Origin of the sequence: Micromonospora sp. CPCC 206061 (assembly GCF_036906915.1) — a bacterium.
Taxonomy (GTDB): domain Bacteria; phylum Actinomycetota; class Actinomycetes; order Mycobacteriales; family Micromonosporaceae; genus Phytohabitans.
Genome location: NZ_JBAKHX010000003.1, coordinates 119,995 through 135,250 on the forward strand (window position 1 = coordinate 119,995; position 15,256 = coordinate 135,250).

Consider the following 15,256-nt stretch of genomic DNA (forward strand, 5'->3'; position numbering starts at 1 on the left):
CCTATCGCGATGTATCGCGTTATGCTTCCTTCATGTCTAGATGGACAGTGGAGGAGCCCCGCCGGTTCAGCTTCGACGAGCCGGTCACCAGCCTTGTCGTGCACCTGATCGCTGGCCGTCTCAACGTGGTCGGCACCGACGGCCCCGCGCGGGTCGAGATAGCCGCGCATGGCGGCAAGCCGCTCATCATCGAGCACGAAAACGGGCAACTCGCCGTCCGCCACGAGATCAAGAAGTGGTCGTGGATAGGGTGGCCCGAATTCTCGCGGTGGTTCGGCCTCGGCAAGAAGTACCGCGCCGACGTGTCGATCGCGGTCCCGACCGGCACCCGCGCCCGGCTGCGCGTCGTCAGCGGCACGGCGATCGCGTCCGGGCTCCGGGAAGACACCGACGTCGACGTCACCTCCGGCCGGATCACGCTGATGGGCCTCGGTGGCCGCACCGTCGCCAAGCTCGTCTCCGGGCCGGTCGAGGCGCTCGGCATCGTCGGCGACCTCACGATGGAGACCGTGTCCGGCGAGCTGGTGCTGGCCGACAGCCCCGCCCAGCGGGTGCACGCCCGCGCGGTTTCCGGCTCGATCACCTGCGACCTCGACAACCCTCGGGACAGCGAGATCCGCCTCGGCACCGTCTCGGGTGGAGTCACCCTGCGGATCCGGGAGGACAGCGACCTCAGCGTCCAGCTGCACACCGACTCCGGGCGGATCACCAGCGCGTTCCCGGAGCTGCGGTCCGGCGACGGGCCGAGCTGGTCGAGGGACGTGCACGGCGTGCTCGGCAGCGGTGCTGGCAAGCTGTGGGCGAACACCTCGTCGGGCAGCATCTCCCTGCTTGCTCGCCCGGCCCCGGACCCTGAGGACGTCGAATGACCGCCGTGTTCAGCCATGGACGGCTGCGGCTGTACCTGCTCAAGCTGCTCGACGACGGCCCCAAGCACGGATATGAGCTGATCAGGCTGCTGGAGGAGCGCTTCCTGGGCCTGTACGCGCCCAGCGCCGGCACGATCTATCCGCGGCTCGCCCGGATGGAGGCCGAGGGCCTGGTCACGCACACCGCGGCGGGGGGCCGCAAGGTGTACGAGATCACCGAGGCAGGGCGCATGGAGCTGCGTGATCGCGCTGGCGAGGTGGCGACGCTGGAGTCCGACATCCGCGCGTCCGTCGAAGACCTGGCGACACTGGCCAACGAGATCCAGCACGAGGTGCGCGGCTCGGTCCGCGACCTCAAGCGGGAGCTTCAGGAGGCGACCAAAGAGACCCGCCTGAGCGGTGGGGTGCCGCCGCGTCCGGCACCGGCGTACGCTACGCCCGGCACCGCCGAGGAGCTCGACCGGCGCATCGAGGCTTTCGCCATCGAGGTGCGGGGTCTGGTGCGGGGTGCCCGGCTCACCGAGACGCAGGCCCTGGCGGCCGTACGCGCCCTCGATACGGCGCTGTCGGCGCTGCGGAGGGTGTTCCGGTAGGCCTGAGATCTCTCTCAGGTTGTTCTCAGCCAGTCCTCAGGCGGATGCCAGTCGCAAGGGCCAGTATGGTTCCATGGCCGCACCACAGACCGAGGCGAGACTGCTCGTCGTCGAGGACGATCCCAACATCCTCGAGCTGCTGTCGGCCAGCCTGCGCTTCGCGGGGTTCGACGTCTCGACCGCCACCAGCGGCAGCGCCGCCGTCACCGCGGCCAAGGACCGCCGGCCCGATCTCGTGGTGCTCGACGTGATGCTGCCAGACCTCGACGGCTTCGAGGTCATCCGGCTGATGCGAGAGTCGGGCACGCGCACGCCGGTGGTGTTCCTGACCGCCCGCGACGCGACCGACGACAAGATCCGCGGGCTCACGCTCGGCGGCGACGACTACGTGACCAAGCCGTTCAGCCTCGAAGAACTCACCGCCCGCATCCGTGCAGTACTGCGCCGCACCACCAGCGGCGACCGGTCGCCGTCCCGGCTCACCTTCGCCGACCTGGAGCTCGACGAGGAGACGCACGAGGTCTACCGGGCCGGAGAGCGGGTGCAGCTGTCGCCGACCGAGTTCAAGCTGCTGCGATACCTGATGCTGAACGCCAACCGAGTGCTGTCCAAGGCGCAGATCCTCGACCACGTCTGGAACTACGACTTCCGTGGCGACGACAACATCGTCGAGTCGTACATCTCGTACCTCCGGCGCAAGGTCGACACCCAACAGCCCCGGCTGATCCACACGCTGCGCGGCGTGGGGTATGTCCTGCGCAAGCCGGCGACCTGACCGGCGCAGGCGAGTGAAGAGGCTCCTGCGCCGCACGCCGCTGCGCGTCAAGCTGGTCACCGCGGTTCTCGCGCTCGTCACCGCGGCGCTCACGGTGATCGGCGTGACCAGCGCGTTCGCGCTCCAGTACTACCTGACGGCCCGGATCGACGGCCAGCTCGACGACACCTCCACCCTGCTGCGCGACGTCGACCCGGAAGTGCTCGCCGAAAACCTCGAGATGCTGGTGCTGCCCAGCGAAAACGTCGTCGCGTTCTCGGCGCCGGGCAAGTGGGATGTCATCAAATACATCCACCTCGACAAGAACCTGATGCCGAAGCTGCCCGACAGCAAGGACGACGCGCTCGCCAAGGCCAACAAGCACTACACGACGGCGTCGATGAACGGGAAGCTGGAGTGGCGGGTGCTTGTCACGGCCCGCCCCGACGGCCGCGCGCTCGTTGTCGCGCAGTCGATGTCCGACGTGGACTCCGCGGTCAAGCGGCTCATCTGGATCGACGCTCTGGTCGGCACCGCCGTGCTGTTGCTGCTCGCCACGCTCGGCGCGGCGATCGTCCAGAGCAGCCTGCGGCCGCTCATCGAGATCGAGCGCACCGCGGGCGCGATCGCCGGGGGTGACCTCAGTCGCCGATTGCCCGACCCCGAACCCGGTGTCGATATACCGGAGACCGAGCTGGGGCGGCTCTCCCGAGCGCTCAACGCCATGCTCGCGCAGATCGAGACCGCGTTCACCGCGCGGGCCGCCTCCGAATCCGCCGCGCGCGCCGCCGAGGCGGCCGCACGCGACGCGGCCTTCGCGGCGCAGGCGTCCGAGGCGCGCGCCCGGCGGTCGGAGGAGCGGATGCGGCAGTTCGTCGCGGACGCCTCGCACGAACTGCGGACGCCGCTCACCACGATCAGAGGCTTCGCCGAGCTGTACCGCCAGGGCGCGGCCAACTCGCCCGAGGAGACGGCCCGGCTGCTGCGCCGCATCGAAGACGAGGCGTCCCGGATGGGCCTGCTCGTCGAAGACCTGCTGCTGCTCGCCCGGCTCGACCGGGAGCGGCCGGTCGAGCTGGCGCCGGTCGAGCTGCGCGTGCTGGCCGCGGAGACGGTACAGGCGGCCCGTGCGGTGGCGCCGGAGCGCAAGATCGAGCTGGAGACCGCACCCGGCGCGGGCCGGCTGGTGGTGCTCGGCGACGACGGCAGGCTCCGGCAGGTGCTCGGCAACCTGGTGACGAACGCGCTCACGCACACACCGCCCGATACCTCGGTGACGTTGCGGCTGAACATCGAGCCGGGCGAGCGAGCCGTGATCGAGGTCGCCGACAGCGGTCCGGGGCTCTCGCCCGAGCAGGCCGACCGGGTCTTCGAGCGCTTCTACCGCGCCGACGCGGCCCGCACCCGCCGCGCGGACGGCGTCACCGGCACGGGCCTCGGCCTGGCCATCGTGGCGGCGCTGGTGGCCGCGCACAACGGCACCGTCGAGGTGGACAGCGCGCCCGGGAAGGGCTCCACGTTCCGGGTACGGCTGCCATTGGTGTCCACCGATGACGATTGATTCACAGGCAATGTTCAGCCGAGCCTCAGGACCGTTGCAGAGCGGGAGGGAAAGGTAAGAGGCATGAGCGAGAACGAGACCAACCCGCCGCGGCAGCCGGTCAATCCCGACGCCGAGCCGTCGCATCCGACCACCGAGCTGCCCCCGGCACAGCGGGAGCAGTCCGACTCGTCGGCCACCGAGGCCATCCCCACTCACACTCCTACCGCGCAGTCGGCACCCGCCTCGCTGTGGGCGGCGCCGGTGTCTGACGCGCCCGCCCCCGCCGCGCCCGAGCCCGGCGGCGTGCCGTCCGCGCCGGCGCCGGGCAACCAGTACGCGCCCAGCCCGTGGCACCCCGCCGCCCACCACCAGCCGGGCTGGCCGGGCAACGCCGGCTACACCCACCCGACCTCCGGCGCCGCCGGCCAGGCCTCCGGGCCGGCGGCGGCCGGGCACGGGCCGGTCCCGCCCGGCTACGGGCCTGCGCCCGCCCACGGTCCGCAGGGTCCACTGCCGCCTGGCCAGCCGCCCATCTGGGCCCAGCAGCCCGGCGCGCACGCCCAGCCGGCAGGCCCCGGCAAGGCCGGCAAGGCGGTGCTGCTCGGCGTCGTCGGGCTGGTACTGATGGCCGGCTCCGGCATCGCGGGTGGCGCGGTGGCGCTCGCGGTCAACGACGGCGGCACGACCACCAAGACGTACACCGCCGCTCCGGTGATCAACTCGGCCGACCTGCCGAAGATCGCTTCCCAGGTGGAAAACAGCGTCGTGTCGATCACCACCAACAACGGCGAGGGCTCCGGCGTGATCCTGAGCGCCGACGGGTACGTCCTGACCAACAACCACGTGGTCGCGAGCGCCAGTGGTGACACGGTCACCGTGGTCTTCGCCAACGGCAAGAACGCCACCGCGAAGATCATCGGCACCGACCCGCGTACCGATCTCGCGGTCGTGAAGGCCGAGGGCGTGTCTGACCTGGCCGCCGCTAAGTTCGGTGACAGCGACGCGATGCAGGTCGGCGACACGGTACTGGCGATCGGCAGCCCGCTTGGCCTGCAGGGCTCGGTGACCGCCGGCATCATCAGCGCCACCGACCGCACGATCCAGACCGGCGGCCAGCAGGAGCAGCAGCCGAACCCGTTCCAGCCGCAGCAGCAGACCACGGTCAGCTCGATCTCCGGCCTGCTCCAGACCGACGCACCGATCAACCCCGGCAACTCTGGCGGCGCGCTCGTCAACACGAACGGCGAGGTGATCGGCATCAATACCGCGATCGCCACGGCCGGCCAGAGCACGGGCAACATCGGTGTGGGCTTCGCGATCCCGAGCAACCGGGCCAAGGACGTCGCGGACGCGCTGAAGAACGGCAAGAAGGTCAGCCACCCGTCGCTCGGCGTGAGCGTGGGCACCGCCGAGAACGGCGGCGCGCTGGTCAACTTGGTCAACCCGAACACCCCCGCCGCTCAGGCCGGGTTGCAGCAGGGCGACGTGATCACCAAGTTCGGCGACAAGTCGATCAGCGACTCCGACGATCTGGTAGCCGCCGTGCAGGCCGGCAAGGTCGGTGACCGGGTGACCATCACGTACACCCGAAACGGCGAAGTGAAGACGGCAACCGTGACGCTTGCCGAAGCGTCCTAACAACGAGGACCCGCACCACGGGCGGGACGGATTCCGCAAAACGGAAGTTCCGCCTCCTCCCCAAAGCGGCGGGCGACGTAGACCTAGGGGGTTGGTCACGTCGCCCGCCGCTCTCGTCGTGATTGAACCGTTACCGCCCCCGCATCCGTGACCAACATGAAGGCGCTGCGGGGCGCACATTTAGCACATCGACGATGCAACGCGACCGGATCGGGGGTCGCGCTGGTCGATATATGAGCCCTACTCTGCATCCCGCAGCCAGGGGAGGGGCAGGTAAGCGGTGACGGTCGTCGAGACCCGCGTAAGTCTGTGGGAAGCGCTGGCCGGCCGGGCGCCGGGCCAGCCGGCAGGTCCGGTCGATCCGGGTTTGTGGGCCGCTGTTGTCGAGCGGCTCAACCCGGCACGGGCCCGGCCGGTGCTGCGCCCTGGCGTCGAATCGGTCGAGTTGGTCAACGTGCGCGACGTGCCGTACGTCATGCTCCGATCGCCCGATAGCAGGGGCGGCGCCTGCTACCTGAGGCTCTCCCCGGAAGAGTGGCGGCTCGCCAGCCTCATGGACGGCACCCGCACCGTCGCACGCCTGGTCGCCGAGTTCGCCCGCATCAGCGGCCGGCTCGCGCCCGACCAGGTGACCCGCGTCGTCGCCGACCTCGCCGGCAACCGGATGCTCGCCGAGCTGCCGGTCGACGCCTTCCGCCCACTCGAAGCGGTGACCCGCCACCCCTGGCCGATCCGCCTCGGGCGCGGCCTGCTGGCCGTTGCGCGCGGCCGGCGGATGATCCTCGCCGACATCGACCCCTTGATCGGTTTCCTCTACCGGGCCGGCGGCCGGCTGCTCTTCACCCGCCCCGCGGCGGTGCTGCTCGGCATCGTCGCCGTCCTCGGCCTCGCCCTCTTCGGCTGGACCTGGTGGCGCGGCAGCCAGGCGGTCTTCCTCACCGGCGGCTCGTACGCGGCCGGCGCCGCCGTGCTCCTCGCACTCAACGTGCTCGCCCTCGCCTGCCACGAACTGGGCCACGCGCTCGCCACGAAACACGCGGGCCGCCGCGTGCCGGCGGCCGGCTTCCTCGTGTACTTCGGCATCCCGTCGATCTTCGTCGACACCACGGACGTGTGGATGGCCGGCCGCCGCGCCCGGATGATCACCACCGCGTCCGGCCCGGCCGCCGGGCTCATCCTGGCCGGCCTCGCCCAGATCGTCGGCCTGCTCGTGCCCGAGGCCGCGCCGTGGGCGTTCAAGCTCGCCTTCGCCTGGTACCTCAACGCACTGTTCAACCTGAACCCGTTCCTCGCGCTCGACGGCTACTACCTGCTCATGGACTGGCTGGAGATCGCCAACCTGCGTGCGCGCGGCCTCGCGTACGTGGTCGCCCGGCTGCGCCGCCGCCCGCCCGCCTGGGCGCAACTCGACCGGGAAGGCCGGCTCGTCGCCCTGTACGGGATGCTCGCCGTTCTCTGGCTCGTCATCGCCGTCAACCTCGGCTGGCGGATCTGGACCGACCGGGTCGCCGGCCTGGTCACCGGCCTGTGGCGCACCGGCTGGCCGGCCCGCCTGCTGCTCGCCGCCGTCGTGGCCGGGCTGGCCGCCCCGCTGGTGTACCTCGTCTTCGGCTGGCTGGGCCGCGGCTGGCGCCGCCTGCGGAGGCGGCTCGAAGAGCAGCGTCGCGGCGCCGACCTGCCCCGCCGGCTGGACGCGCTGCGCGGCTCCATCCTCGGCAAGCTCCCCGCCGAGCGCCTGACCGAGCTCGCCACCCACGCCGCCTGGGTGCACCCGCGCACCGGCCAACACCTCGTCTTCGCGGGCTCCGCGCAAAACTCCGTCTACGTCGTGGTCGACGGCGCGATGGAGGGCCGCCGTCCCGGCGACCCAGCTGGCACGGTGCGCGAGCGCCTCGGCCCCGGCGGCGTCATCGGCCTGGCGGCAGCTGTTTCGGGTACGCCGGCAGCGCTCACCTGGCACACCGCCGGCACGACCCTGCTGTCGGTACCCTCGGCGCTGATCGCCTCGGCGGTCGGCCGGCTGCCCGGCCCGGCGCCCGCCGACCGCGCCGAGGTCGAGTCGCTCTTCGCCGACACGCCCGCCCTCGACGGACTGCCCGCCGAAGACAAGATCGGCCTGATCGCGCAGGCCCGTCCCACCGCCCTCGAACCGGACGCGCCCGTCGTCCTGCCCGCAGCGCACGCCGCCCTGATCGTCGGCACCGGCACGGTCACCCTGCCCGACGGCACCGAATTGCGCCGCGGCACCATGATCGGCCCGATGGGGTACCCGGTCGACGAGCCGGTCGCGCACGCCCGCACCCACGTGCGACTGTGGACCATCCCCGCGGTGTCCGGCCTGCCGTTGCTGCTCGGCGCCTCCCCGGCCCGCGCCGCCGCCGAGCCCGCCGCTTCCGCCGGCCCCCGCCGCGCCCCCACCGTCGGCGTACACCCGGGCGCCGACTACCCGCCGCTGGCCAGCCCGCCCGGACCGCCGCCGGAGGTCGACGACGAGGTCGACAAGCGGTTCGAGCGCCACCTCTGGTGGCTGGTGCTGCTGCTGGCCCTGCTCGCCATCACCACCGGCGTGGCCAACCTCATCCCCGGCCCCGCCTGGGCCGAGATGCCCGGCGACAAGGCGCTGCTCACCGCCGACCGGGGCCGCGTCGTGGCCACGCTCGACGGGCGCACCGTCGAGTTGACCCCCGGCGATCGGCTGTACGTCGCCGAGGGCAGCAACATCCAGGTGCGCACCAAGTCGACCGGCCGGTTGACGTTCCGCGGCGGTGGGGCCCTCATCCTGTGCGCGCAGAGCCGCCTCGCGGTGGGTACGTTGTGGAGCAACGGCACCCGGACCGCCGCGCCCAACGGGGTTCTCACCCTCGACAGTGGACGCGTCCTCGCCGACACGGCGTCGACCAGCGGCGCGTTCCGCGACCTGGCGCTGAGCGTGCGCACCGGCAACAGCACAGTCACCAACCGCGGTGCGGCGTGGTTCGCCACGAACGGTGGCGCGGCCGAGGTGTCCAACGGCGAGGTGCGGGTCGACGGCGCCCGTCAGCGCGAAACGAACACCCCGCTGACCTGCGGCGACGGCGTCGTCGTGTCGCCGCCCGCCGGCACCCCGTCCGACAGCCCGTCGCCGTCGGAGCAGCCCAGCGCCACCCCGACGCCCACACCGACGCCGACTCCGACCGCGTCACCGACCGAGGCGCCCGACGACCCGGCCGTCCCGGAGGACCCCGCCGACCCCACCACCGCCGCTCCCACCACCGCCGCTCCCACCACCCCCGGCCGAACCACGCCGGCCCCCAACCCGACACCCACGACGCGCACGCCGCCCCCGACGACACCGGCACCGACCTCCGCGTCGCCGACGCCGTCGCCGGACGACACGACGCCTCCGGACATCACCATCACGGACACCGGCTGTGGCGACGGCATCGTTTCCGTCTTCGGCGAGGTGAGCGACGACGTCACAGCGGCGGATGCAGTCACGCTGTCGCCGGCGTGGAGCGCTGGTGAGGCATCCAACGTGCCGTTTGGTGTGACGAGAAGGGCCGGGGCTTTCCAGGGCACCTTTCAGGACCCCGGCACCGCTGTCGTATTGATTACCGTGACCGCGACCGACGGAGCGAGGAACTCGGCCTCCGACCAGGTCAGGGTCGTTTGTGGTGAGGTTATTGGCTAAGGGAGATTCGGGTGCTGTGTTGGTTTTGTCCTAAGGCGGCGCGCGGGGGGTGCCGCTTCTGCGGGCGGGGCGTCTGCGAAGACCACGCGCGCTTCGGGCCGTACCTTCTTGAGGTGCACCGGTCCGAGACGCGCAACCGGGCCGAGGGCCTGGTGGTCGAAGACGCCCTCCAGTGCGGCACGTGCCGTCCCCGCCCACAGCCGGTACCCATGCCGGAGCTGGACTGACAGGTCTGCCACCCAGAGGGGGCGATCATGAGTGACTTCGACGACGTGCTGGAGCGGCTCGTTACCGATCCGGCTTTCGCGGCGGCGCTCGCCGCCGATCCGGCGGCCGTGCTGGCCGGGTACCAGCTGGAGCCGGACGAGATCGACCTGCTGTGCAGCCAGGTGAGCGCTGATACGGGCGGGCAGACGGCGGTGGAGGTCCGCGCCAACCAGTCGAGCCTGTTCGGCATGCTCTCGCCGATCGTCGGGGCGGTGGGCGGCCTGCCGGGCATCGGCGACTCGTTCGCCGACGCGACCTCGCGGCCGGCCCCCGAGCCGACCGCACCCCTGCCGCAGCCCGGCGGCCTTGCCCCACCGGGGGAGGGCATCGGCGTGCCCGGTTACCGGGAGGGCTTCGGCGCTCCGTCTGGCCAGGGCGGCTTCGGTGCGGCGTACTACCAAGGCTTCGGCCCCGCCACCGGCCCTGCTGGCGCCGCCGGAGCCGCGACGGGCGGAGGCGAGGCCGGCTTCGGCGCCGCACCCACCCACGGCGGGGGCGCAGGTGGGCCCGAGCCGGTTGCGGGCTTCGGCTCGGCTGGGCCCGGCCACGACGTCGGTGGGACCGCGATCGGCGCTGGCTTCGGCCCGCCCGTGCCTGGCCACGGCGCAAGTGGGTCCGCACCAGGCGGCGGGCTCGCGGGGCTCGGGGAGGCGATCGGTGAGCGCGTGCAAGGCGGCGGCGACAGTCGCTGGCTGGCGCCGCCCGAGGGGTACCGCACCGATGTGGACATGGACGGCGACGGCACTGACGACGAGTACATCCTGCGCGGCCGGCGGGACCGCGGGGTCGACATTCTCGTGGACTCCAACCGCGACGGTCGGGTCGACATCATCGGCCACGACGACGACGCGGACGGCCTGGTGGAATCGGCGGACTACGACAAGAACCGCGACGGCACGTTCGAGAAGCACATGTACGACGACAACGACGACGGCTGGCTAGACCGCACCGTCATCGACCGCCGACCATCCGCTTAGACGTCCTGGTCTGGAGCGCAAATTGCAGAATGCGTGACGGTGTGTTACCGCCGAGCGCGTGCGGTGTGCCGTCCGGCGCGTGAGGGGTGGTGTCAGGGCCATCAGGGATCGACGATGTCCCCAGGAGGTGGTCCCCGTGGTCGCCATCGCCACCGACCGGCTGACGAAGGTCTTTCCCGATGGCACGGTCGCGGTCGACGAGGTCAGCATCGAGGTGGCCTCGGGCGAGTTTCTCGTGCTGCTCGGCCCGACGGGGTGCGGCAAGTCGACGATGCTTCGGCTGGTCGCGGGGCTGGAGCAGGAGACCAGCGGCCACGTGCTCATCGACGGCCGGGTGGTCGATGACCTCACCGCCCGGGAGCGCCGGGTCGCGATGGTCTTCCAGGACTACGCCCTCTATCCACATCTGACGGTGGCGCAGAACATCGCCTTTCCGCTGCGTGTGGCGCACGGCTTCACGGGCGACGTGAACGCCCGGGTCGCCGAGGTGGCCGATCACCTGGGCATCAGGACGCTCGTGCACCGCCTGCCCGGGCACCTGTCGGGTGGTGAGCGGCAGCGGGTGGCGATGGCGCGTGCGATCGTCCGCAAGCCGCAGGTGTTCCTCCTCGACGAGCCGCTGTCCAACCTCGACGCCGGCCTGCGCGCCGAGCTGCGTACGGATGTGGCCGCGCTGGCTCGCCGGCTGGGTGTGACCACGCTCTATGTGACGCACGACCAGACCGAGGCGCTGACGATGGCCGACCGGGTGGCGGTACTGCGCCGGGGCGTACTGCAGCAGATCGGTCCGCCCGCCGAGGTGTACAGCGATCCGGCGACCCTTTTCGTCGCGGCCTTCCTGGGTACGCCCCGCACCAACCTGTTGCAGGGCGCGATCTACGTGGACGGTGACCGCACGGTGATCGACGTCGGCTCGCAGGTGCTGGAGGTGCCGCCGTCCGACGCGCTCGCCGAGCACCACAACGATCGGGTCACCGTGGCGGTGCGAGCCGACGCCCTGCGCCCCGTGCCGGACGGCGCCGCGGTCGGGCCGGTGCTGCGCGGCTCGGTGCGCATTGTGGAAAACCTCGGCCACGAGGCCCTCGTGCACCTCGACACCGGCATCGTGCCCACCTCGCCGGCCGAGTCGCGGCTGGAACTGCCGGACACCGGCCAGCACCTCGCCGACGTGGTCGCGGAGGACCCGCCGGCGGGCCACCCGTTCCGGCACACGCTGGCCCGGATGATCCCGCATGGCAGGCCGGCGGCCCAGCCCGCGACCGCGCGCACCCAGTACGGCTTCTACCCGGTCTACGACCCGGAGCTGGACGAGCCGCCACCGCTCGGCGACGTGGTGGTCCGCGTACCGGCGCCGGTGCTGCCGCGCCGGGGTGAGCCCATGACGGTCGAGGTCGACCTCGCCAAGCTGCTCCTCTTCGACCGCGCCGGCGACCGCATCAGGCCGTAGAGCCTGTGCCGAATTGGGTGGCCCTAGACGGCGGTCGATAGGCGTTCCAGGGCGGCGTCGAGTAGGTCGGCGTACTCGTCGTCGATCGAACCCTCCAGCGCGCGTTGGGCGACCTTTCGGCGCAGGTCGTTCACCGGGCCGGCGAGGTCCGTCGGTCCGCTGGCCAGGCGGGCCTCGATGTTCTTCACGAGATTGCGCAGATCCTGGCCGGCGTCCCGGCGGATCGCGCCCTCGTTGAGGCCGTCGGTGATGAGTTGGTCGACGGTGCGCACGGCTTCGCGCACTGTCGGCCGCGCCGCCGCCGTCGGCGACGACGGCGCCTGCCGCGATGGCGGCGCCGCGGGCGCGGGCGCCGTTGCGGCCGCGGTGGTGGGGCTGGGTGCGGACGGCATGGTCGCCCCCGTGCCCGTGCCCATCGGCGGCTCCGTCGCGGTCATCGTTCGCGGCGCTGACTCCGGCCGTCCGAGGTTCAGCCCGAAGAGTACGGCGGCAGCCAGTGCGACCGCTGACGCGGCTACCGCGACGACGATCCGAGTGCGGCGGGACCGGGGCCCTGGAGCCGGGGCGGGGGACGGCTCCGGGGCGGCCGGTGGTGTCGGCGGCGGCACTTGGACGGTCGGTAACGTGACGGTGGGCGACAGCATCGTCGCGGCTTGTGGGTCGGAGGGGAGGAGCTGGTCGCGCAGCACCTCACCGACCTGCCGGGCGGCGGGCCGGTCGCGCGGGTTGCGGGAGAGGCAGCGAAAGCAGACGTCGGCGACTGGTGGCGGCAGGCCGGGCACCGCCAGCCTGGGGATCTGCTCGTCTTCGAGCGCGACCGTCAGCTCTTCCCAGGTGTCGGCCGGATACGGCGGGTGGCCGGTCAGGGTCTCGAAGAGCAGCACGCCAAGCGAGTACGTGTCGGTGGCGGGCTGGGCGGGGGTGCCGTCGAGCCGTTCGGGCGCCACGTACGCCGGCGTGCCGAACGTGTCGCCCTCCTCGTCTTCGTCGGGGGCGCCGACATGTGTGGCGATGCCGAAGTCGAGCACCTTGGCACCGGTGGCGGTCATCATTATGTTGGCGGGCGTGACGTCGCGGTGCACGATGCCGAGCCGGTGCGCGGCGGCGAGCGCCTCGGCGACCTGTGCGCAGATCTCGACCGCCTCCGGCCACGGCAGGGGCCCTTCGGAGAGCCGAGAGTCCAGCTCGTCGCCGGAGAGCAGCTCCATCACCACGAACGCCGTGACGGTGCCGTCCGGGGCCACCTGCTCCCCGTAGTCGTGCACCGCCGTCACGTGCGGGTGCACGAGCTGGGCGGCCGAGCGCGCCTCCTCCCGCACCATGTCGCGGAACTTGGCGTCCGCGGCGAGTGACGGCGCGAGCACCTTGACGGCGACCACCCGGTCGAGCACCTCGTCGCGAGCGCGCCAGATGACCGACATCCCACCCGCGCCGATGTTGTCGATGAGGCGGTACCTGCGGGCGAGCAGGCCGCCCGACTTGAGCGTTGGCATTTTGTGGTCGCACCTGCCTGGGAGTGGAAGGTCGTATCAGGCTCCGCGAATCGGGTCGTCCTGTCAACGTGGTGTTACGTAACCGAACTTTCTGTGGATTAACTGGCGTCACCGGTGATCAGAGGCTGTGTCACGATGAACGGCATGGTCGGCGGTCCGGTGGCGTTCGTGCTCGGTGGTGGCGGCGTGCTCGGCGCCGTCCAGGTCGGCATGCTGCGTGCGCTGTTCCGGGCCGGCATCCGTCCGGATCTGGTCATCGGCACCTCCATCGGCGCGGTCAACGGAGCCCTGGTGGCCGCCGAGCCGACCGAGTCGGTCACTGACCGTCTGGTCAGGCTGTGGGCGTCGCCGGAGGCGAGCGCCGTGTACGGCGACTCGGTGGCCCGGCAGTTGCGCCGCTTCGCCGCGCGCACCCACCTGCACTCGCCACAGCCGCTGCGCAAGCTGCTGGAACGCGAACTAGGCGAGGGCACCCAGTTCGAGGAGCTGAAGGTGCCGTTCCGGTGCTGCGCGGCGAGCATCGAGCGGGCCGCGGAGCACTGGTTCGACCGCGGTCCTCTGATCGACGCCGTGCTCGCCTCGGCGGCGGTGCCCGGGCTGCTCCCACCGAGCGAGATCGCGGGCGAGCACTACGTCGATGGCGGCATCGTCAACTCGATCCCGGTGGGCGAGGCGGTCAACGCCGGCGCCCGGCAGGTTTTCGTACTCCAGGTGGGGCGCATCGAACGGCCGCTGAGCCCGCCGCGGCGGCCGTGGGAGGTCGCGCAGGTGGCGTTCGAGATCGCTCGCCGGCACCGGTTCGCGCGCGAGATGGCGGCGTTGCCCGACGAGGTCGACGTGCATGTGCTGCCGACCGGTGGCGGCGAGGCGCGCGACGACACGCCCTGGGCGTACCGGGACATGGCGGCGGTGGGCCGGCGTATCAGTCGCGCCTACACGGCGTCCCGGCGATACCTGGCATCCGTGGTGGACAGGCCCTGATGCGCCTGCCGCCGCGCTGGGTACGCCGGCTCGTGTTCGGGCCAGGTGTGGTGGCGCTCGGTCTCGTCGTCGTCGCGACGCTCCCGGTGTGGCTGCTGCTAGCCGCCGCGGCGTCACCGCTCGTGCCGGGCCGGCTGAGGGTGCTCCGCCTACTGTGGATGGTCGTCGTGTACCTGGTGTGGGATGGGGTCGCGCTGGTCACCCTCTTCGCGCTGTGGGTGGCGTCCGGCTTCGGGTGGAAGACGCGCTCACCGCGGTTCCAGCGCATCCACTACGTGCTCACCGGATGGTTCCTCACCACACTCTTCTGGCAGGGGCAGTGGGCGCTGCGGGTGCGCATCGACGTGGTCGGCACCGACCCCGACACCGCCGCGCCGGGGCGCCCTGAGGTGGTGCTGTGCCGGCACGCCGGGCCGGGCGACTCGTTCATCCTCATCCACTCGCTGGTGAACTGGTACGACCGCGAGCCGCGCATCGTGCTGAAGGACACGCTGCAGTGGGATCCGGCGATCGACGTGATGCTCAACCGCCTGCCCAGCCGGTTCATCGCGCCGGGGCGGGCGCCGGGAGAGTCCACCCCGGAGCAGATCGGCCACCTCGCGACCGGACTCGACGACAACGACGCGCTCGTCATCTTCCCCGAGGGCGGCAACTTCACGCCGCACCGGCGGCTGCGGGCCATCGAGCGGCTGCGGGCCCGGGGCCACGAGAGCATGGCCGTTCGCGCGGAAGCGATGCGCAACGTGCTGGCGCCGCAGCCCGGCGGCATGCTGGCCGCCCTCGACGCCGCGCCGGACTCCGGAGTCATCTTCGTCGCGCACACCGGCCTCGACCGGCTCCTGACGGTCGGCGACATCTGGCGAGAGCTGCCGATGGACAAACGATTGATAATGAGGTTCTGGTCGGTCCCTCCGGAAGAGGTGCCAACAGACCGAGTGGAGCGAATTGAATGGCTGTACGACTGGTGGACAAAGATCGATCGGTGGATAGAGGCTAACCGCACCGTAACGACCGAGGCGTAGGG

11 protein-coding genes are annotated in these 15,256 nt (G+C 71.7%); 10 read left to right on the plus strand and 1 reads right to left on the minus strand.

The genetic code is table 11. The features are described 5' to 3' along the window. Window positions 1–32 precede the first annotated feature (32 nt). The 8 genes from V6V89_RS03845 to V6V89_RS03880 all read left to right on the plus strand — a co-directional run bounded on the left by V6V89_RS03845 (window position 33) and on the right by V6V89_RS03880 (window position 11,758). Window positions 33–869 carry a DUF4097 family beta strand repeat-containing protein gene (locus tag V6V89_RS03845; protein ID WP_334617513.1) on the plus strand — a complete coding sequence of 279 codons (837 nt, stop codon included), beginning with the start codon at window positions 33–35 and terminating at the stop codon, window positions 867–869. Next, on the plus strand, window positions 866–1,462 hold the full coding sequence (locus tag V6V89_RS03850; RefSeq protein ID WP_334617514.1) for a PadR family transcriptional regulator: 597 nt from the start codon (window positions 866–868) through the stop codon (window positions 1,460–1,462). Before V6V89_RS03845 ends, V6V89_RS03850 begins: the two co-directional genes overlap by 4 nt. 73 nt (window positions 1,463–1,535) lie before the next feature. Beyond that, window positions 1,536–2,237, plus strand: coding sequence for a response regulator transcription factor (locus V6V89_RS03855; RefSeq protein ID WP_334617515.1), 702 nt, complete (start codon window positions 1,536–1,538; stop codon window positions 2,235–2,237). Between the two features lie 13 nt (window positions 2,238–2,250). Further along, window positions 2,251–3,777 carry an ATP-binding protein gene (locus tag V6V89_RS03860; protein WP_442935058.1) on the plus strand — a complete coding sequence of 509 codons (1,527 nt, stop codon included), beginning with the start codon at window positions 2,251–2,253 and terminating at the stop codon, window positions 3,775–3,777. A gap of 63 nt (window positions 3,778–3,840) precedes the next feature. Beyond that, window positions 3,841–5,397, plus strand: coding sequence for a trypsin-like peptidase domain-containing protein (locus V6V89_RS03865; protein WP_334617517.1), 1,557 nt, complete (start codon window positions 3,841–3,843; stop codon window positions 5,395–5,397). A 280-nt stretch (window positions 5,398–5,677) separates the two neighbouring features. Further along, the gene (locus V6V89_RS03870; protein ID WP_334617518.1) at window positions 5,678–9,067 is read left to right on the plus strand and encodes a cyclic nucleotide-binding protein; all 3,390 of its coding nucleotides are present in this window, start codon (window positions 5,678–5,680) and stop codon (window positions 9,065–9,067) included. A gap of 254 nt (window positions 9,068–9,321) precedes the next feature. Next, window positions 9,322–10,311 carry a hypothetical protein gene (locus V6V89_RS03875; RefSeq protein ID WP_334617519.1) on the plus strand — a complete coding sequence of 330 codons (990 nt, stop codon included), beginning with the start codon at window positions 9,322–9,324 and terminating at the stop codon, window positions 10,309–10,311. Between the two features lie 136 nt (window positions 10,312–10,447). Then, window positions 10,448–11,758, plus strand: a complete 1,311-nt coding sequence (locus V6V89_RS03880; protein WP_334617520.1) for an ABC transporter ATP-binding protein — start codon at window positions 10,448–10,450, stop codon at window positions 11,756–11,758. A 23-nt stretch (window positions 11,759–11,781) separates the two neighbouring features. Here the strand turns inward: V6V89_RS03880 and V6V89_RS03885 are convergent, their stop codons facing one another. After that, window positions 11,782–13,251, minus strand: coding sequence for a serine/threonine-protein kinase (locus V6V89_RS03885; RefSeq protein ID WP_334617521.1), 1,470 nt, complete (start codon window positions 13,249–13,251; stop codon window positions 11,782–11,784). Window positions 13,252–13,395: 144 nt separating this feature from the next. Here V6V89_RS03885 and V6V89_RS03890 point away from each other — a divergent pair, with 144 nt between their 5' ends. Both V6V89_RS03890 and V6V89_RS03895 read left to right on the plus strand, forming a co-directional pair. Further along, window positions 13,396–14,232, plus strand: a complete 837-nt coding sequence (locus V6V89_RS03890) for a patatin-like phospholipase family protein (protein ID WP_334617607.1) — start codon at window positions 13,396–13,398, stop codon at window positions 14,230–14,232. Next, window positions 14,232–15,254 (plus strand): 1-acyl-sn-glycerol-3-phosphate acyltransferase, encoded by a 1,023-nt coding sequence (locus V6V89_RS03895; protein WP_334617522.1) that lies wholly within the window; start codon window positions 14,232–14,234, stop codon window positions 15,252–15,254. The genes V6V89_RS03890 and V6V89_RS03895 overlap by 1 nt, the downstream gene beginning before the upstream one ends. The last annotated feature ends 2 nt before the right edge of the window (window positions 15,255–15,256 follow it).

What these genes read in the sequence shown, in the direction of transcription:
- V6V89_RS03865 (WP_334617517.1), top strand. Translation starts at nt 3,841, where the DNA reads ATGAGCGAGAACGAGACCAACCCGCCGCGGCAGCCGGTCAATCCCGAC.
- V6V89_RS03845 (WP_334617513.1), top strand. Translation starts at nt 33, where the DNA reads ATGTCTAGATGGACAGTGGAGGAGCCCCGCCGGTTCAGCTTCGACGAG.
- V6V89_RS03855 (WP_334617515.1), top strand. Translation starts at nt 1,536, where the DNA reads ATGGCCGCACCACAGACCGAGGCGAGACTGCTCGTCGTCGAGGACGAT.
- V6V89_RS03875 (WP_334617519.1), top strand. Translation starts at nt 9,322, where the DNA reads ATGAGTGACTTCGACGACGTGCTGGAGCGGCTCGTTACCGATCCGGCT.
- V6V89_RS03885 (WP_334617521.1), bottom strand. Translation starts at nt 13,251, where the DNA reads ATGCCAACGCTCAAGTCGGGCGGCCTGCTCGCCCGCAGGTACCGCCTC.
- V6V89_RS03890 (WP_334617607.1), top strand. Translation starts at nt 13,396, where the DNA reads ATGGTCGGCGGTCCGGTGGCGTTCGTGCTCGGTGGTGGCGGCGTGCTC.
- V6V89_RS03895 (WP_334617522.1), top strand. Translation starts at nt 14,232, where the DNA reads ATGCGCCTGCCGCCGCGCTGGGTACGCCGGCTCGTGTTCGGGCCAGGT.
- V6V89_RS03850 (WP_334617514.1), top strand. Translation starts at nt 866, where the DNA reads ATGACCGCCGTGTTCAGCCATGGACGGCTGCGGCTGTACCTGCTCAAG.